The following is an 18,466-nucleotide window of genomic DNA, read 5'->3' on the forward strand; positions in this document are numbered from 1 at the left end:
TGTTTGTACGCGCACAAGCTTGCCAGGCGCAGCACAATGACCGGCACTTTCGCTGTGATCCCCGTCACTTTACGGATCATTCTGCTCTGGGCGTAGTCGGAGCATGATTGGGAAGGCCCGTATCCGGTTAGATGTTGTCCCAAGTGACTGACGCCAACGTCCCCACAGCGTGGGGCGACCCGAAAGGCGATACGTGACTGGAGCTCTCGCCCCCATCAAGCCGCTGACGGCCCTGGACCGGTGCGACCGGTGCGGTGCTCAGGCCTACATCCGCGCGACCCTGCCCGTGGGTGGGGAGTTGCTGTTCTGCGCCCACCACGGGCGTCAGCACGTGGCTGTGCTGCGCGACAAAGGTGCTGAGATCCAGGACGAGTCGGCCCGACTCAGTGAATCCCCCGCGACCGCCCCTGACGGCGAGCGCTGACCCCATAGACGGCGTGCCGGAGCGTCAGACGACGATGTCGGCTCCGCGCGCCGTCGCCATATAAGCCATCGACACAAGCCATCGACCCGGGCGACCCCTCGGGCGCGACCGCCGTTCCCCGCTTCCCCCGGGGCTCGCGGCGGACGGCCCGGTGGGTCAGGCCCGCACCCGGTAGTGATAGCGGCCGGCGACGGTGAAGCCCTCGCGCTCGTAGAGCGCACGGGCACCGGCGTTGGCCTCGGTCACCACCAGGTAGGCGCTGTCGGCGCCACGTCGCCGCCCCCAGGCGAGCAGGGTGCGCAGCACGGCCGCGCCCAGCCCCCGCCTCCTGGCGTGCGGTTCGACCGCCATGCAGTAGACCCCGAGCCAGCGCCCCTGCGGCACGCCCCTGCCCACCGCGCCCTCGTCGAGGAGGACGTACCCGGCGGGGACCCCGCCGAGGATCCGCTCGCCCCACGTCCGCGCCGGAACCTCCCCGGTGTCGCCGTGGCGCCCGCCGTCCACGCTCCACCAGGTGCGCAGCCACCGTTCGGACGGCCTGTCCTCCACCGCCGCGCCGGCGGCGGGCTCGTCGCCGGTGAGCGGCCTTGTCATCACCAGGGTGGGATCCACGAGCCGGTAGCCCCGGCGGCCGAGTTCGTCGTCGAGCCCGGGAGGCGCGCCCATGCCGACCGAGAACACGCAGGGCTGCCCGATGCCGGCGTAGAACCGCTCGGCCCGGTCGACCGCCTCCGGCAGGTCCGCGCGCTCTCCCAGGGCCAGCACCGAGTTGGCCCGTTTCGTCACACCGCCAGCATGCCGGTAGACCCATCCGCCGTCCTCGGCCCGTCCCGGCGCCGGCCAGGCCGCATCGACCAGCAGGTCGAACTGTGAAATTTCCCGATCCACCGCCGCAGCCTAGCTGACCTGCACTGCTCGGGTTTAGATCTTGCCTCCGGGGCAGTGGGAGGACCTTCGATCCCTCGGACCCCCTCGAAGGAGCGGCGGTGTCCCCATCGAGCAGGAACCGTACCGGCATCGTCGTGCTGGCCGCAGCCCTGGCAGGCGTATCGGCCCTGTCCGCGTGCGGCGGCGTGGGAGCCAAGGACGGCGCGTCGCCGGGCGGTGGTTCCGCCTTGACCACCATGGGCTTCGGCTTCCCCGACGAGATCGCCACGACCCGGGTGGACGCCTTCAAGAAGGCGCATCCCGAGGTGAGGCTCACCGTCAACCAGGGTCAGTTCGACGAGCAGGCCTTCCTGTCGGCGGTGGCGAGCGGCAACCCGCCGGACGTCGTCTACCTCGGCCGCGAACTGATCGGCACGTACGCCGCCAGGGGCGCGATCCAGCCGTTGGACGACTGCGTCGCCAAAGAGGGCATCGCGATGTCCGACTTCTACCCCGCCGCCCAGCAGCAGGTGAAGCTGAACGGCACGTGGTACGGCGTGCCGGAGTTCTACACCTCGATCATCCTGCTGGTGAACGACAAGGCCGCCAAGGAAGCCGGGGTGGACCCGGCGAGCATCGACACCTCCGACTGGGACGCTCTGGCCGCCCTGGCCAGGAAGATGAACAAGGTCTCCGGCGGCAAAATCGAGCGTTTCGGCTTCTATCCCAAGCTGCCGGAGTTCCTCCCCCTGTGGGCCAAGGCCAACGGCGCCGACCTGCTGTCGGCGGACGGGAAGACCTCCCGCCTCGACGACCCGAAGGTCGCGGAGGCGCTCGACTACGCCAACGGGCTGCTCGACGACCAGGGCGGCTGGACCAAGCTCAAGGCCTTCACCGACACCTTCGACTACTTCGGCGAGAAGAACCCGATCGCCGAAGACCAGATCGGGATGATGCTCACCGAGCAGTTCCTGGTCACCTCCATGGCGAGCACCTCCCCCGACGCGAAGATCACCGTGCTGCCGTTCAAGGACAGGCAGGGCGATCCGCTCACCATGGTCGGCGGCAACGGCTGGGTCATCCCCAAGGGGGCCAAGCACCCGGACGTCGCCTGCCAGTGGATCAAGACGATGACCTCGGCCGACACCTGGATCGCGGCGGCCAAGGCGCGGGCGGCCAAGCGGGCCCAGGAGGGCAAGCCTTACCCGGGCACGTTCACGGCCAACGCCAGGGCCGACCAGGCGATCTTCTCCCAGATCGTCAAGCCGAGCGGGCACAGGCCGTACGACGACGCGACCACGACGATCCTGGGCGTGCAGGACAAGGGGTTCGTCGTCCCGCAGTCGCCCGCCGCAGCGGAGTTCCGCACGGCCTGGCTCGACGCGGCGACCCGGGTGATGCAGGGACGCCAGGACGCGAAGGCCGCGCTCGCCCAGGCGCATCAGGAGGCCACCAAGGCCCTCCAGGCCGCGGCGGGCTGACATGGCCCGCCCGCTTTCCGGACTGGCCCGCCACGAGGCCCGCTGGGCCTACGTGTTCCTGCTGCCGTGGCTGATCGGCCTGGTGGTCTTCCAGGCCGGACCCATGGTCGCGAGTTTCGTGCTCTCGCTGACCGACTACGACCTGATCTCCAGGCCGAAGTTCGCCGGCCTCGGCAACTACGCCGCGATGCTGGAGGACCCGAAGGTCGGTAGGGCGATCGGCAACACGGCCTTCTACACGGTCCTGCACCTGCCGCTGGCGCTGGTGATCTCACTGCTGCTCGCGCTCATGCTCAACCGCGTCACCGGCCGGGCCGCCGGGTTCTTCCGCACGGTGTTCTACCTGCCGTCGATGACGCCGTACGTCGCGGTGGGCGTGCTGTTCCTGTTCCTGCTGAACGGCCAGGCGGGGCTGGTCAACCAGTTCCTCGGGCTGTTCGGCGTGGACGGACCGCAGTGGACGACCGACCCGGCGTGGGTCAAGCCCGGCATCGTGCTCATGTCGCTGTGGAACCTGGGCTCGACGACGATCATCCTGTTCGCCGCCCTGCGCAACGTGCCGCACGACCTGTACGAGGCCGCGATGATCGACGGCGCGGGCCCCTGGCAGCGGTTCCGCTCGGTCACGCTGCCGATGATCAGCTCCGCGCTGTTCTTCGTGGTGATCATCAACACGATCGCGGCGCTGCAGATGTTCGACCAGGTCTACACGATGTTCTTCGGCAACCAGACCGCCCAGCACTCCTACGGCGACTCGGCCCTGTTCTACGTCGTCTATCTGTTCCAGCAGGGCTTCCAGTTCCTGCACATGGGCTACGCGTCGGCGCTCGCCTGGCTGCTGTTCGCGATCATCGGGATCATCACGATCGTGCAGGTCAAGGTCGGCAACCGGTTCGTCTACTACGAGGCCGAGCCTCCGGGAGGGACGCGATGACCGCGACGGCGGGCCGTACGCTGCCGGAGCGCGCCGGCGTGGCCGCGCGGATGCGGGAGGCGGCGCGCGACGACCGGCCGGGCACGGCGGGCACCCGCAGGGCGTTCTTCCTCGTCATGCTCTCCGCCGCGGCGGCGGTGTTCCTCTACCCGTTCGTGTGGCTGGTCGTGGCCTCGCTCAAGCCGCGCGACCGGACGTTCGCCGACCCGTTCCTCCCCTGGCCGCACCCGTTCGCCCCGGAGAACTACGCGAACGTGTGGGACGCCGCGCCGATGCTGGCCTGGCTGTTCAACACGGTCGTCGTGGGGGTCATGGCAGCCCTCACGGTGACCGTGTCGAGCGCGTTCGTCGCCTTCGGGTTCGCCTACTTCCGCTTTCCTGGGCGCGGCGTGCTGTTCGGCAGCGTGCTCGCCACGATGATGCTGCCGGCGGCCGTCACGCTCGTGCCGACGTACCTGATCTGGAACTCGGTCGGCCTCACCGGCACGCAGGTGCCGCTGTGGGCGGGCAACCTGTTCGGGTCGGCGTTCTACATCTTCCTGCTGCGCCAGTTCTTCCTCGGCATCCCGCGCTACGTCTTCGAGGCCGCCAGGGTGGACGGCGCGTCCTACCTCGACCTGTTCTGGCGGATCGCGCTGCCCCTCGGCCGCCCGGCCCTGATCATCGCGTTCGTCTTCGAGCTCAAGGCGAGCTGGTTCGACCTGATGAAGCCGCTGATCTACCTGCAGGATCCCGCGCTGTTCACGCTGCCGCGCGGGCTGAAGGCCGTGGTCGACCAGTTCTACCAGGGCGGCGACCCGAAGTGGGAGATCGTCCTGGCCGCGAGCGTGATCACCACGCTGCCGCTGGTCGTCGTCTTCTTCGCCGGTCAGCGCTACTTCGTGCAGGGCATCGCCACGACCGGCCAGAAGGGCTAGCTCGTTCCCCCGGGCTCGACCGTGTCCGGCTCTATCGGGGCGTAGCCGAGCACGTGCTCGCGGAGCATCACGCCCACCTCGGGGTCGTTCCGCTCGAACGCCTCCACGAGAGGTTCGTGGTCGGCGGCGTTCTCGTGCGGGCGCATCCGGAACAGGCGGATCGACAGGTGGGTCCACACCTCGATGCCGAGCGACTCCCACACCGACAGCAGCACCTCGTTGCCCGAGGCCTTCACGATCTCCCGGTGGAAGGCGACGCCGTGCCGTACCTGATCGTGCAGGGAGCCGGCGGCCGCCGCCTCGTGCAGGCGGCCGAGGTGCGTACGCAGCGCCTCCACGCGGGGCCTCCCCAGCCGGACGGCCGTCTCCTCCAGGCCCGCCCGCACCTGGTACACCTCCCGGAGATCCTCCTGGGTGAGCCTGCGGACCCGCGCGCCCTTGTTGGGCACGGACTCGATGAGCCTGAGCGCCTCCAGCTCGCGCAGCGCCTCACGCACCGGGGCCTGGCTGACGCTCAGCTCGGCCGCCATGCGCCGCTCGACGAGGCGGTCGCCGGGCTTCCATCGCCCGTTGATCAGGCCGTCGAGCACGGCCTGCCGGATCTGGTCGCGAAGCGGCGACCGCACGACGGGTTCCACGACACCGATGATAGGGCGGCACCACAGACATCCGATGATCGATCATAGGGTGTTTAATGAATACATGGACGAAGACCTGGATCCGCAGGAGACCGCCGAGTGGCTCGAATCCCTCGAGGCGGTCCGCCGTGCAGCCGGCCCCGAACGGGCCGACTACCTGCTGAGGCGGCTGGCCACGACCACCCGCTACATCAACACCGTCCCGACCTCCGAGGAGCCCCGTTACCCGGGTGACCTGGAGCTGGAGGAACGCATCGCGGCGTACGACCGGTGGAACGCCGCGGCGATGATCACCAGGGGGAGCCGGCTGGGGCTCGGCGGCCACCTGGCGACCTACGCCTCGGCCGCCTGGCTGTACGAGGTGGGCTTCAACCACTTCTTTCACGCCGGCCGCGACCAGGTCTACTTCCAGGGCCACGCCTCCCCGGGCATCTACGCCCGGGCCTTCCTGGAGGGCAGGCTGAGCGAAGCCCGGCTCGACCTGTTCAGGCGCGAGCCCGAGGGCGGGCTGCCGTCGTACCCGCACCCGCGGTCCATGCCGGACTTCTGGCAGTTCCCCACTGTTTCCATGGGCCTCGGCCCGCTCAACGCGATCTACCAGGCCAGGTTCAACCGCTATCTGCACAACCGCGGCATCAAGGACACCTCGCGCAGCCACGTGTGGGCCTTCCTCGGCGACGGCGAGATGGACGAGCCGGAGTCCACGGCCGCCCTCACCCTGGCCGCCCGCGAGGGGCTCGACAACCTCACCTTCGTGATCAACTGCAACCTGCAGCGGCTCGACGGGCCGGTGCGGGGCAACACCCGCATCGTGCAGGAGCTCGAGGGCGTCTTCAGGGGTGCGGGCTGGCACGTCGTCAAGGCGCTGTGGGGCCGCGACTGGGACGGGCTGCTCCACTCGGACGAGCTGGTGGCCCGGCTGGGCGAGGTGCCGGACGGGCAGTTCCAGACGTTCGCCGCCTCGACGGGCGCCTACATCAGGGAGCGGCTGTTCCGGGGACTGGACGTGCCGTACTCGGACGAGGACCTGCGGCGGATCGTCGGCGGGTCGCGGGCGGGCCACGAGCCGCGGAAGGTGTACGCGGCCTACCGCAGGGCCCTGGACAACCGGGGCGCGCCCACGGTGATCCTCGTGCAGACCGTGAAGGGCTGGACCCTCGGCGCGGGGATCGAGGCGCGCAACGCCAACCACCAGATGAAGAAGCTCACCCAGGACGAGTTCCGCGCGCTGCGCGACCGGCTCGGCCTGCCGGTGCCGAACGAGGCGCTCGACGGCGACCTGCCGCCCTACCTGCATCCCGGGCCGGACTCCCCCGAGGCGCGGTACGCCGCCGAGCGGCGCCGCGAGCTCGGCGGGCCCGTCCCCCGCCGCACGGTCTCCCACCGCCCGCTGCCGGCCCCGGGCGAGGCGCCGTTCCGGGCGCTGGAGAAGGGCTCCAAGCAGCCGGTGGCCACGACGATGGCCTTCGTCCGCCTGGTCAAGGACCTGATGAGGGAGCCGGAGACGGGACGCCGCTGGGTGCCGATCGTGCCCGACGAGGCCAGGACGTTCGGCATGGAGTCGCTGTTCCCCACCGCCAAGATCTACTCGCCCCTCGGCCAGCGCTACGAGTCCGTCGACCGGGACCTGCTGCTTTCGTACAAGGAGGCGGCCGACGGGCAGATCCTGCTGGAGGGCATCACCGAGGCCGGGTCGATGGCGTCGTTCACCGCCGCGGCCTCCAGCTACGCCACCCACGGCGAAGTCATGATCCCCTTCTACATCTTCTACTCGATGTTCGGCTGGCAGCGCACCGGCGACCAGATGTGGGCGCTGGCCGACCAGCTCGGCCGCGGGTTCCTCGTCGGCGCCACCGCCGGGCGGACCACGATGACCGGGGAGGGCCTGCAGCACGCGGACGGTCACTCGCAGCTCCTCGCCTCCGCCAACCCGGCGTGCCTGGCCTACGACCCAGCCTTCGCCTACGAGGTGGGGACGATCGTGCGTGAGGGGCTCCGGCGCATGTACGGCCCCGACGGCGAAGACGTGTTCTACTACCTGACCGTCTACAACGAGCCGTTGCCCCAGCCCGCGATGCCCGAGGGAGTCGAGGAGGGCATCCTCCGGGGGATCTACCGGTACGCCGCCGGCGGCGGCCAGGCCCACCTGCTGGCCAGCGGCACCGCGATCCACTGGGCGCTGGACGCGCAGCGACTGCTCCGGGAGGAGTACGGCGTGGGCGTGGACGTGTGGTCGGTCACCTCCTGGAGCGAGCTGCGCCGCGACGCCATGACCACCACGGGCGTGCCGTACATCCGGCAGGCCCTGGCCGGGACCGCGGGGCCGGTGATCGCGGTCAGCGACTGGATGCGCGCGGTGCCGGACCAGATCAGCCCGTGGATCGACCGGCCGTGGACCTCCCTCGGCACCGACGGGTTCGGGCTGTCGGGCACCCGCGAGGCGGTCCGCAGGCATTTCGGCGTGGATCCGCGCTCGATCGCGGAGGCCGTGCTCAAAGCGGTGGAGACCGGCCGGGACTGAGCGTCGCGTCGCCTCGGGGGAGCGCCCCGATCGGGGAAGCTCTCCGGTCGGGGCCTCTCGGTCGGGGCCTCTCCGATGGGGGGCTCTTCGGTGGGGGCACAGTAGGCTGCGAAACCGTGCTCATCCTGCTTCCGCCGTCGGAGGGGAAGGCCGAGCGGGGCACCTCCGCCGTCCGCCGGCTCGGCTTCCCCGAACTCGCCTCCCCGCGCGAGAAGGTCCTCGACGCCCTCGTCTCGCTCTGCCACACGCCCGAGGCGCGCGACGTGCTCGGCCTGTCGGACGGGCAGGCCGGCGAGATCGAGCGCAACCTGGCCCTCCCCACGGCGCGCACGCTGCCCGTCGCCGCCCTCTACACGGGCGTGCTGTACGACAACCTGGGCCTGGCCACCCTCTCCCCCGAGGCCCGGCGGCGGGCCGACCGGAGGATCGTCGTGTTCTCGGCGCTGTGGGGCTTGCTGCGCCCGTCCGACCGCGTGCCTCCCTACCGGCTGTCCATGGGCGTACGGCTGCCGCCGATGGGCGGCCTGGCCGCGTTCTGGCGGCCGTCGATCAGCGCGGTGCTCGACGCGACGAAGGGGCTCGTGGTGGACATGCGGTCCGCGACGTACGCCGCCGCCTGGCAGCCCGGCGAACGCGGCGTGGCCGTACGGGTGCTGCGGGAGGCGGCAGGGAAGCGGACCGTCGTCAGCCACATGGCCAAGGCCACCCGGGGCGTGGTGGCCCGCTCGCTCGTCGAGACCCCCGACCGGCCCCGCACGGCCGGGGATCTGGCCGACCTGCTGACCGGCCTGGGGCATCGAGTGGAACTGGCCGCGCCGGCCGGGCGGGGAAGGCCGCGGACCCTCGACGTGATCGTGAGCGAGTGAGTCAGAGGTTGAGCCGGGCGCAGGCCCGGCGGTACTGCTGCGCGGGATCGCCGAGGTGCGACCAGGGCAGCCGGCTGAACCGGCCGCCCGTCCTGGCGAGGTGCCCGCGCGCCGGACGCCGGAGGTCGGACAGGTAGAAGGCGGCGCCGAAGACGTTGTGCGCCTCGACCGAGCGCGGGTGCGCCCCGCCGAGGCGCCGCTCCGCCCAGTGTCCGGCGGCCGAGACGATCTCGCGCTGCGCCTCGAAGGAGAACCAGCCGCCCCGGGACATGGGGGTGCGCCCGGCGGCGACGATCTCGAAGTGGGCCAGCGGCACGAGCGCCGGGAGCGGGCTGCCCTCCGGGGCGTGCGCCGCGGCCGAGCGGGCGAAGCCGAGCATCTCCTGGGCGGTGCCGCCCCAGCCGGGCGACAGGGTGATCAGGCGGGCCAGCGCCCCCGAATACAGAGTCGGCCACCGGCGGGAGCATTCGTACCAGACGGCGTCCTTGTCGGTGCGCGGCCGGTCCAGGCCGATGGCCAGCCACATCAGGCACTCCCACGGCACCGGATCGCCCGGCGCGAGCCCCGCCGCCGTCAGCAGCGGCTGCCTGGCCCCTTCCATCGCCGACCGGTAGGTGTGCAGCCGGTCCGCTTGCACCGCCCTGGCCCGTACGTCGGGCCGCAGCTCCCAGGCCTCCTCCAGGCGGGCCCGGCCGAGCCACAGCCAGAGGTCGGGATTGCCCTGGTCGTGGGCGAGCAGCGCTTCGATCGACCGGCTCGCCCCGATGACGGCCCGCGACAGCGCCTCCACCCGCAGCGACCGCGTCTCCGGGTCGCCCCTGCTGTCCGCGAGGACGGCCGCCGCCGGTCTGAGGTCGCCCCGGGAGGCGGCCTCGACCGCCTCGTCGAGCATGGTGTCCGCCCACGGGCGGTCCGGGATCACTCGTGGCCCCCGAGCACGCGCCCGATCCACTTCGATCACTCCCATGAGGCGCGAGCCTAGGAGCGTCGACGTGCCCGCGGCGCTACCACGAGGTTACGTCGGTGTTAAGTCGTCTCCCACGGCGTCGTCCCCCCGGCCGTGGTGCGTGGCCGGGGGGACGATCGACTCGTGCGTCAGTCCAGGTAGTCGCGCAGCACCTGGGAACGGGAGGGGTGGCGCAGCTTCGACATGGTCTTGGACTCGATCTGGCGGATCCGCTCGCGGGTCACGCCGTAGACCTTCCCGATCTCGTCCAGAGTCTTCGGCTGCCCGTCGGTGAGGCCGAACCGCATCGACACCACGCCCGCCTCCCGCTCCGACAGCGTGTCGAGAACGGAGTGCAGCTGCTCCTGCAGCAGCGTGAAGCTGACGGCGTCGGCCGGGACGATGGCCTCGGAGTCCTCAATGAGGTCGCCGAACTCGCTGTCGCCCTCCTCGCCCAGCGGAGTGTGCAGGGAGATCGGCTCGCGGCCGTACTTCTGCACCTCGATGACCTTCTCAGGGGTCATGTCGAGCTCGCGGGCCAGCTCCTCCGGCGTGGGCTCGCGGCCGAGGTCCTGCAGCATCTGCCGCTGGACGCGGGCCAGCTTGTTGATCACCTCGACCATGTGGACCGGGATGCGGATGGTCCGCGCCTGGTCGGCCATGGCCCGGGTGATCGCCTGCCGGATCCACCAGGTGGCGTACGTGGAGAACTTGTAGCCCTTGGTGTAGTCGAACTTCTCGACCGCGCGGATCAGGCCCAGGTTGCCCTCCTGGATCAGGTCCAGGAACAGCATGCCGCGGCCGGTGTACCGCTTGGCCAGCGAGACCACGAGGCGGAGGTTGGCCTCCAGCAGGTGGTTCTTGGCGCGGTGGCCGTCCTCGGCGATCCACTCCAGCTCGGCGCGGACGTCGACGGGCAGGCTGTCGGCCTCCTGGGCGAGCTGCTCCTCGGCGAACAGGCCGGCCTCGATCCGCTTGGCGAGCTCGACCTCCTGCTCGGCGTTGAGGAGCGGCACCTTGCCGATCTGCTTGAGGTAGTCCTTCACCGGGTCGGCGGTGGCGCCGGCCGCCGCGACCTGGGCGACGGGCGCGTCGTCATCGTCGTCGGTGAGGATCAGCACCTCGTCCTCGGACTGGGCGAGCGCCTCGGCCTTGGGCTCGTCGCCGTCGGCCTCCCCTTCGGCCTCGGTGTCGGAGTCCTCGGTCTCCACCTCGGCGTCGATCTCGACGTCCTCGACCTCGAGGTCGAAGTCCTCGATGTCGACGTCACCTTCGAGGTCGATGTCCTCGTCGTCCTCGGCGAGGTCGGCGGACTTCGGCTTGGTGTCGGCCTTGGGCGCCTTGGCCTCGGGACCCGTGGTGGGGGCCTCCGGCTTGACGGGCGCGGCCTTCTTCGGCGGAGCAGGCTTGGCCGGAGCCTTGGCCGCGGCCGGCTTGGCGGCGGGCGGCGCGGGCTTGGCCGGGGCGGGCTTCTTCGGCGCCGGCTTGGCGGCCGGCGCGGAGTCGGTCACCACGGCGGTCACGGTCTCCGGCTGCGACTCCTTGGCCGCTGCGGATTTGGTGGTCTTCTTGACGGGCGCGGTGGTGCGGCGCTTGGCTTGACCTCGAGAACGCTTGGGAGCCGCGGAGTCGGCGGCCGTCACCACGACGGTCACACCCTCCTTGCTGAGGCTGCGCAGGAATCCAGCGGCTTGCGACATCGGGATGTCCGCTTCCTCGAAGGCCTTGCGGACATCCTCGGACTCGAGGAAACCCTGCGAGCGCCCACGCTCGAGGAGCTGCTGAATCACTGGCTCGTTCAGCTCCGACGGCTTCGAGCGAGTCGAACTTGCAGGCGACACGAACACCTCTCGAACGAACGCATGGCGAGAATGGACCCAGGTGCTTCTTCTTTTCCGGTGGTGAGGTCGCGCAGACCGCGACATGCCATTGTGGCACGCCACGGTACGTGATACGGCCGCGTCCCGCCGGTTGCTCCTCCACCCTAGGCCGACCGAGACACTAGTGCGTACGGAAGGAGGTCACTGATACCCGAAAGCAACCGTTATGACTGTTTCATTCAGTCACTCTTCGTGGCCGGTGGAACGTGGACCGCGAGTACCGTTACGTCATCATCCTGTTCATACCCGGACAGCATGTGGTCCACCAGGAAATCGAGCAGCATATTCGGGCTGCTCAGGACCTCCGGGGGCGCTTCGGCCACGACGGACGAAAGCTCCCTGAGCCCGGCGTCCAGCCCGCGCTTGCGGTTCTCCACCAGACCGTCCGAGTACAGAACGGCGGTGTGACCCGGCGGCACGCAGAACCGGAACTGCTTGCGGCTCGTGGCCCAGCCGAGCGGGGTGCCCGGCTCGGTCTCGTGCAGCAGCCCGACGCCCTGCGGCGAGACCAGCAGCGGCGGCGGGTGACCGGCCAGGGCCAGCGTGCCCTCCCCGGTCCCGGGTTCGACGACCATGTACGCCAGGGTGGTGACCTGCTCCTCCTCCTCGGTCGCCTCGAAGACGCGGTCGAGCCCCGTCAGCACCGCGGCCGGGGGCGGGTTGGTCAGCGCGAGGGCCCGCATCGCGTTGCGGATCCGGCCCATGCCGGCGGCGGCCTTGACGCCCTTGCCCATGACGTCGCCCACCACGGCGGCCACCCGGCCGTCCTGCAGGACGAACGCGTCGTACCAGTCGCCGCCCACCTGCACGTGACGCGAACCGCTGCGGAAGCGGTGGGCCAGCATCAGGCCCCGCACCACCGGCAGGCGGTCGGGCAGCAGGCTGCGCTGCAGCGTCTCGGCCGTCTTGTGCTCGCGCTCGAACAGCGTGGCCCGCTCGACCGCGAGGGCGCACTGCCCGGCGAGGGCCTCCAGGAAGACGCCGTCCTCCTGGGAGATCTTCTGGGTCCGCGTGAACGAGAACCGCAGCGCGCCGAGCGCCCGCCCGGCCGCCAGCAGCGGGAGGCCCACCCAGGCCCGCTCGTCCGTCTGGGCGAGGAAGCCGGAGATCTGCGCCTCGTCGGCGCCGGCGTCCACGAGCTGGGCACGCAGGCTGTCGGGCGACTCGGCGAAGACCGGGCGGCGGCTGTTGACCGCCATCGTCATCACGTTGGGGTTCGCGAGGTCGATCTCCTCGCCCCGGGTGTCCGGGGTGCCGCCGCTGCTGATCAGCTTCAGCGTGGCCCGGTCCAGGTCGAGCAGGGCCACGGACGAGTGGTCGGCGGCGAGGGCCGTACGGCCGACGTCGATGATGACCTGCACCACCTGCTCGACCGTGAGCGCCTCGGCGAGCTGGGCGGTCGCGCCCTGGAGGCGGGCGGTGCGCAGCGCGGCGGCGCCGAGCTGGTCGGTGAGGCGCCCGCGCATCTCCTCGGCCTCACGCTGCGGCGTGACGTCCGTGTTCGCCCCGACCCACTCCACCACACGGCCGTGCCTGATGATCGGCACGGCCCGGACCTCGAAGTGCCGGTAGCCGCTGGCCCGGGTGCGCACCCGGTAGCTCCACTCGAACATCGTCCGGCCGCGCAGCGCCTCGCGCCACGCCTCCTCGGTGCCGGGACGGTCGTCGGGGTGCACCGCGTCCAGCCAGCCGTGCGCGAGGTACTCCTCCAGGCCCTGGCCGGTGATGGCCCGCCACTGGGGCGCGTCCTCGGCCACCGCGCCGCTGGGCGAGGTGATCCACACCAGCTGCTGCTGCGACTCCACGAGCGAGCGGTAGCGCTCCTCGCTGCGCTCCAGCACCTCCTCGTTCAGCTGCCGCTCGGTCACGTCGACCCCGAAGAGCGCCGTCCCGACGACGCCGTCGTCGCCGTGCATCGGGAAGAACGACACCGTCCAGTGACGGGTGTCGCCGTTCTCGGCGCGGGTCCTGATCCGCTGGTCGGTGACCGGCAGCGCCTCGTCGGCGATCCGGCGCAGCGCCGTCTCGATCAGGGTGGTCAGGTCGGCCGGCAGCAGCTCGGCCGGTTGGCGGTCAAGATGCAACTCGACAGGGTGGCCGGTCAGCTCGGTAAAGGTGGAGTTGACTCGGACGAAACGCCCATCCGGGTCGAAAAACGCGAAGGCAAACGGCGCCTCCGACATCAGGCCTCTGAAGAGGTCGGAGTCTGATATGTCCAAACCGGGCTCCCGGGGCCGGGGCACGGAGGTTTCGGCGCTCATGGTCGGCACCTCCGTCGCGTGCCAGCGTCTCCCACGAGGCACATCTCCATAACTGTGATTGGTAGCGCAGATCTGCCCTACATCATGGGCGATCGGCATGCGCGGACGGAAGCCCCGCCCGCCATGCGGTCAACGCATCCTGTCAAAAGACCGGCGTCTCGCGCAGGAAGATCCGGCCTACTTCTTGGCCGCCCGCTTCGCTTCCTGCTTGGTCGCGCGGACCAGCTGCAGGCTCTCGGCGTCCACGACGTCGGCCACCGACCGGTGCACCCCCTCCTCGCCGTACGGCCCGGCCGCCTCGCGCCAGCCGTCCGGGCGCACGCCGCACTGCTTGCCCAGCAGGGCCAGGAAGATCTGGGCCTTCTGCCGGCCGAATCCGGGGAGGGCCAGCAGCCGGCGCAGGAGCTCGGCGCCGTCGCGGACATCCTCCCATACCTTCTCGGCCGAGCCATCGTAGTGCTCGACGAGATAGGTCGCGAGCGCCTGGACGCGGGCCGCCATCGCCTTCGGATAGCGGTGGACGGCGGGCGTCGCCGCGAGCAGGGCCGCGAACTGGTCAGGATCATAGGAGGCGATCTCACGCGCGTCCAGGTCGCGGCCGAGCCGGTCGGCGATCGCGTGGGGGCCCGCGAAGGCCCGCTCGAGCGGCACCTGCTGGTCGAGCAGCATGCCGATGAGCAGTGCGAGGGGGCTGCGGCCGAGCAGCTCGTCGGCCTCGGGATCCTGGGCGAGCCGGATACGCATGGGTTCAGCTTCCCACGCGGCGGCCCGCGAAGGGTTGACACCGCCGGGGAAAGAGGTGGAATAAGGGGCGGCAGGTCCCCATTCAGCGAGGAATGCAGTCCATGCCCGTACTCGCAGCACTGATCAGTGGCGGCCCATCACCGGAGCCGGGTCTTCGTGAACCGGCGGAACTCGTGACCCACCGGCTGGCCGCGGAATTCCTGACCGTCCCCCTTTCCGCAGTCGCCCGCTGCGTCACCGACGCCTGGGCCTGCGGCGAGCACCTGGGGCTCGACGTCACTCCGGAGATCGTCGAGCGGGTCGCCCGGGAACGCCTCCTGGCTCTGGTCAACTCGGCGCCGCCTTCCCGGAGGTGAGGCGCCCCGCGGCGCTCGCGCGGCCGTCGCCCCGGCCCGCCGCCGTACGGCGGGAGAGGTTGGGACGGCAGATAACGGGGAAGTCACCGGGCCGTGTTCCTGATGCCCTTCGCGGCGGGAATGCGAGAAGGTGGTCACCGTGAGCGAGCGGAGCGAGATCTCGTGAGTCGCCGGCGCCGACGTGACCCCCGGGAGACCCGGCCGCCGGACGACGTGTTCGCGGAGATGCTGCTGGCGGCCAGGGAGCTGCTCGCCGTGCGCAGCCCGCTCGACGCCGAGCTCATGGTCTCCGACATGCTCGGCGCGTGGTGGGGCAGGCGGCTGCGCGGCGGCGACGTCGAGCAGATCCTCGGCGAGGGCCTGGTGGACTACGCGGCCAAGGCCGGCACGCCGGCCGCGCTCACCCTGCTCATCTCCGTCGCCTACCTCGGCACCGCCCGCCAGGCGGCCAAGGCGGAGGGCGCGGCGCTCGCGCTGATGGAGTCCGACGTCGCCCGGCCCCGCTGGGCGGACCGCGTCGGCGCCGTCAAGCCGACCGGCAGCTACGTCTCCAGGGACGTGTACGGCGACCAGGACACGGTCGTGTGCACGTTCGCCTACAACGGCGAGGACAGGCACGCGCTGGTCGTGGTCGTCGACTACAACATGGGCGGCATGGCCCGCGACGCCTGGGTGTCGTCACAGGTCGACAAGCTGCTGGAGCAGGCCAGGCTGGAGGCGGCGGGCAACGCGCTGCTGCGGTTCGAGGAGCTGGAGCCGCAGCAGGCGCGGGCGCTGCTGGAGTTCGCGATGAAGGCGACCCGGGCCGCCGCGCACGGCCGCACGGGCCCGAAGCTGGTGAGCGACAGCTACAGCGCCTACCACGCGTTCGCGCGGGCGCGCGTGAAGGCGCTGCCGCCCGGGCGGATGCGGCCCGCCCCCGCGCACACCGAGGCCCCCTACAGCCGCGACCGCCGGGCGATGCTGGCGGCCGAGTTCCTCGCCTCGGACGCGGCGGAGAACCTGTCGGACCCCTCGGCCGCCTCCCGGTGCGCCGACCACATCATCGACTACGGCTGCGACCAGGACTTCGGCCGGCCGATGCGGGTGAGCCCGACCAAGTGCGAGACGTTCCTGCTCGACTGGCTGCCGCGCAAGGTCCTGCTCACCCCGGCGGAGCAGGACGCCATGCCGCACGTGCTGTCGGCGTGGGTGCGTTTCGCCGGCCCCCGGATCGATCTGCCCGACGAGGGCGTACGGGCGACGCTCGACGCGGTCTGGGAGGCGACGGCCCGCTTCACCGAGGCCTACCGGGACCCGGCCACCTTCGGGCTCGACCGCTCTCTCGTGGAACGGCTGCTGCCCGACGGCGACCTGTCCGCGCTGGCCCGGCGCGCGTTCGCGTTCCCCCTGCTGCAGGGCATGCGCGGCTCGACCAACCTCGACCTGCTGAACCCGGCGGACGAGGCCGACCGGCGCATCCTGCTGGAGATCGACCACGCCGACGAGCTGGGCCGTCCGGACCTGGAGGAGCACCTCGCCTGGCACGAGGAGATCGCGGGCCGGCTGTGGGTCGGCGACCCGCCGCAGCTGTGGGAGGCCGCCCAGCGCCTGATCGACCTGGGGCACGACCGGCACGACGTGCTGCACGTCCTCATCGAGATCGCCGAACGGATCGGCGACCATCCGGACGAGCTGGCCGCCGCCCTGGACGACATCGCCGACATCCCGGACGAACCTCCGGCCTGACGCCGGGAGCGCCTCTGATCCGCCGCACCGTGCGCGGCGGCGGACCGCGGCGTGGCGATCGGCGCGCAGGTCTCCTGAGCCGTTCACGTGACCCTCAGGACCGCGGGCGGGCACGCGCCGCCGGTCCCGGCCGGCTCGCCGGAGGCGGCCCGCCTGCGGCCGTTCAGGAGGCGTAGCCGATGTCCTCATACCTGAGGTCGAAGAACCCGTTGGCCCCGATGTTGGCCAGCGTGGACCGCACGGCCACGCCCTGCGGGCACTGGTAGAGCGGCAGCACGTTGACCTTCTTCCAGACCAGCCGGTCGGCCTCGTTCAGCAGGCCGGGCACCTTGTCGAGGTCGAGCGTGCTGCCGGCGCGGTACATGGCCTCGTCGATCTGCTTGCTCCCGCTGCGCCCGAGGTTGGAGTACCACTCGACGTCGTCGCCCCGGCCGCCGCTCTCGCCGTCCGCGTAGATGTCGAAGGCGCTCGACACCGGGAACGGCGTGCTCGGGTAGGCGAAGGCGGTGATGTCGAAGTCGCCAGGGATGAGGTGCTTGCCGAAGAAGTCGTCGAAGGGCACCTTGCGCACGTCGACCCGGATGCCGACGCGCTGGAGCATCTGCCGGGCGACGTCGGCCTCGACGCCGCTCATGACGATGCCGTCGGGGACGACGAAGCGCAGCGTGAGCGGTTTGCCGTTCTTCACGCGGGTCTTGCCCGACAGCTTCCAGCCCGCCTGGTCGAGCAGCCGCCCGGCCCGCTTCGGGTCGTACGCGCCGATCGACCCCGCATTGGCGTGGTAGCCGTACTGGCTGTTCATGAGGAAGTGGTTGTCCAGCGTCACGGTCGGCCAGCCGAGGCCCTTGAGGTCCACCTGCATGAGACCGCGGCGGTCGAGCGCCGCCGCGACGGCCTCGCGCACCCTCGCGTCGGCCAGGACCGGGCTCTCCCCGTTGAAGGTGAGCTGCCGGTACTGCGTGCCCGCGGCCTGCCGGACCACGGCGTCCCACGCCTCCCTGACCCGCGCGTAGTCGTCGGAGGACGGGCCCACCTCGAAGACGTCCACGTCCCCCTTGGTGAACGCGTGCACCATCTGGTCGGGACGCACGGCCCGGAACACGATGCTGTCCAGCTTGGCCCGGTTGCCCCACCAGGCGGGATTGCGGGTGAGCGTGACCGTCCTGCCCTTGACGTCGAGGCGCTCCACGCGGAACGGCCCCGCGGTCACCGGGATGCGGTTGATCCAGTCGGCGTCGAACGCCGCCGCGGTCGCGTTGGTGGTGCTGGGATACAGCGGCGTGAACAGGGCCTGCCACTCGTTGAACGGCTGGGCGAGGGTGACCACCACCTCGCGGTCGCTCGCCCCCCTGGCCACGCTCTGGATGTTCTCGTACGCGATGGTCGAGTCGACCCGGTAGTCCCGGTCGCGGCCGCTCATGGCCTTCCACTGCGCGGCGAAGTCCGTCCAGGTGATCGGCCTGCCGTCCGACCACTTCGCCTTGGGGTTGATGGAGTAGGTGATGACCTGCCGGGGGGAGGTCGCGGTGATCCTGGCGTTGGTCACGTAGTCGGTGTCGAGGGTCAGCCGCCCCCGCTCGTCCGACCGGAACGTGCGGGGCATCAGCGCGTCCGTCACCGCCTTGACGGCGGTGCTGTCGCCGTCGACGTGGTTGCGGTTCCACTGGGTCGGGAAGTCGGTGAGCCCCCACCGGAGCGTGCCGCCATCCTTGACCTTGTCCCGGGCCAGCGGGCTGATGTCGTACGCCTTGACCGGGGAGGGGGCGAGCCCGCTGTCCGGTTCACCCGGCCCCCGCTGCACGCCGCAGGCACCGGCGGCCCACAGAGCGGCCAGTGCGGCCAGGGCAACCGGCCATCGTGCTCTCACGTGCTTCTCCGATCCTCCAGCTACCTTGCGCAGTCG

General features: G+C 71.0%; 15 protein-coding genes. 8 read left to right on the top strand and 7 right to left on the bottom strand.

Annotated features, from left to right (window positions below; all coding sequences use genetic code 11):
- Positions 1-193 precede the first annotated feature (193 nt).
- Entirely contained in the window at positions 194-424 is a 231-nt protein-coding gene (locus Msi02_RS13965; protein ID WP_079312375.1) for a DUF7455 domain-containing protein, read from the top strand.
- A 156-nt stretch (positions 425-580) separates the two neighbouring features.
- On the opposite strand, the gene Msi02_RS13970 is transcribed toward Msi02_RS13965, so the two are convergent.
- Positions 581-1,312 carry a GNAT family N-acetyltransferase gene (locus tag Msi02_RS13970; RefSeq protein ID WP_204048761.1) on the bottom strand — a complete coding sequence of 244 codons (732 nt, stop codon included), beginning with the start codon at positions 1,310-1,312 and terminating at the stop codon, positions 581-583.
- 98 nt (positions 1,313-1,410) lie between these two features.
- Between Msi02_RS13970 and Msi02_RS13975 the strand changes: the two genes are divergently transcribed.
- From Msi02_RS13975 to Msi02_RS13985, 3 genes are read left to right on the top strand one after another with little or no spacing between them, the layout of a single operon-like run.
- Positions 1,411-2,772, top strand: a complete 1,362-nt coding sequence (locus Msi02_RS13975; protein ID WP_204048762.1) for an ABC transporter substrate-binding protein — start codon at positions 1,411-1,413, stop codon at positions 2,770-2,772.
- 1 nt (position 2,773) lies between these two features.
- Positions 2,774-3,706, top strand: a complete 933-nt coding sequence (locus Msi02_RS13980; RefSeq protein ID WP_204048763.1) for a carbohydrate ABC transporter permease — start codon at positions 2,774-2,776, stop codon at positions 3,704-3,706.
- A complete protein-coding gene (locus tag Msi02_RS13985; protein ID WP_204048764.1) occupies positions 3,703-4,623 on the top strand; it encodes a carbohydrate ABC transporter permease in 921 nt (306 codons plus the stop codon). Before Msi02_RS13980 ends, Msi02_RS13985 begins: the two co-directional genes overlap by 4 nt.
- Here the strand turns inward: Msi02_RS13985 and Msi02_RS13990 are convergent.
- Positions 4,620-5,261, bottom strand: coding sequence for a GntR family transcriptional regulator (locus tag Msi02_RS13990; protein ID WP_239108392.1), 642 nt, complete (start codon positions 5,259-5,261; stop codon positions 4,620-4,622). The genes Msi02_RS13985 and Msi02_RS13990 overlap by 4 nt on opposite strands.
- 64 nt (positions 5,262-5,325) lie before the next feature.
- On the opposite strand from Msi02_RS13990, the gene aceE reads away from it, so the two are divergent.
- Together aceE and Msi02_RS14000 are read left to right on the top strand one after the other, a co-directional pair.
- A complete protein-coding gene (aceE, locus tag Msi02_RS13995) occupies positions 5,326-7,782 on the top strand; it encodes a pyruvate dehydrogenase (acetyl-transferring), homodimeric type (protein ID WP_239108393.1) in 2,457 nt (818 codons plus the stop codon).
- A gap of 116 nt (positions 7,783-7,898) precedes the next feature.
- Positions 7,899-8,648, top strand: a complete 750-nt coding sequence (locus tag Msi02_RS14000; protein WP_204048766.1) for a YaaA family protein — start codon at positions 7,899-7,901, stop codon at positions 8,646-8,648.
- A gap of 1 nt (position 8,649) precedes the next feature.
- Here the strand turns inward: Msi02_RS14000 and Msi02_RS14005 are convergent, their stop codons facing one another.
- The 4 genes from Msi02_RS14005 to Msi02_RS14020 form a co-directional block, all read right to left on the bottom strand.
- The gene (locus Msi02_RS14005) at positions 8,650-9,615 is read right to left on the bottom strand and encodes a hypothetical protein (protein ID WP_204048767.1); all 966 of its coding nucleotides are present in this window, start codon (positions 9,613-9,615) and stop codon (positions 8,650-8,652) included.
- 128 nt (positions 9,616-9,743) lie between these two features.
- The gene (locus Msi02_RS14010) at positions 9,744-11,435 is read right to left on the bottom strand and encodes an RNA polymerase sigma factor (protein ID WP_239108394.1); all 1,692 of its coding nucleotides are present in this window, start codon (positions 11,433-11,435) and stop codon (positions 9,744-9,746) included.
- Positions 11,436-11,653: 218 nt separating this feature from the next.
- Positions 11,654-13,735: a SpoIIE family protein phosphatase gene (locus Msi02_RS14015; RefSeq protein ID WP_204048769.1), complete on the bottom strand. Its 2,082-nt coding sequence runs from the start codon at positions 13,733-13,735 to the stop codon at positions 11,654-11,656.
- Positions 13,736-13,912: 177 nt separating this feature from the next.
- The gene (locus Msi02_RS14020; RefSeq protein WP_204048770.1) at positions 13,913-14,479 is read right to left on the bottom strand and encodes an HhH-GPD-type base excision DNA repair protein; all 567 of its coding nucleotides are present in this window, start codon (positions 14,477-14,479) and stop codon (positions 13,913-13,915) included.
- Positions 14,480-14,580: 101 nt separating this feature from the next.
- On the opposite strand from Msi02_RS14020, the gene Msi02_RS14025 reads away from it, so the two are divergent.
- Entirely contained in the window at positions 14,581-14,835 is a 255-nt protein-coding gene (locus Msi02_RS14025; RefSeq protein WP_204048771.1) for a hypothetical protein, read from the top strand.
- A gap of 225 nt (positions 14,836-15,060) precedes the next feature.
- Positions 15,061-16,563 (top strand): hypothetical protein, encoded by a 1,503-nt coding sequence (locus tag Msi02_RS14030; protein ID WP_239108414.1) that lies wholly within the window; start codon positions 15,061-15,063, stop codon positions 16,561-16,563.
- A 163-nt stretch (positions 16,564-16,726) separates the two neighbouring features.
- On the opposite strand, the gene Msi02_RS14035 is transcribed toward Msi02_RS14030, so the two are convergent.
- Complete coding sequence (locus Msi02_RS14035; RefSeq protein ID WP_204048773.1) at positions 16,727-18,430, bottom strand: ABC transporter family substrate-binding protein; 1,704 nt, start codon at positions 18,428-18,430, stop codon at positions 16,727-16,729.
- Positions 18,431-18,466: the final 36 nt, after the last annotated feature.

Source organism: Microbispora siamensis, assembly GCF_016863095.1.
GTDB classification, from domain to species: Bacteria; Actinomycetota; Actinomycetes; order Streptosporangiales; family Streptosporangiaceae; genus Microbispora; species Microbispora siamensis.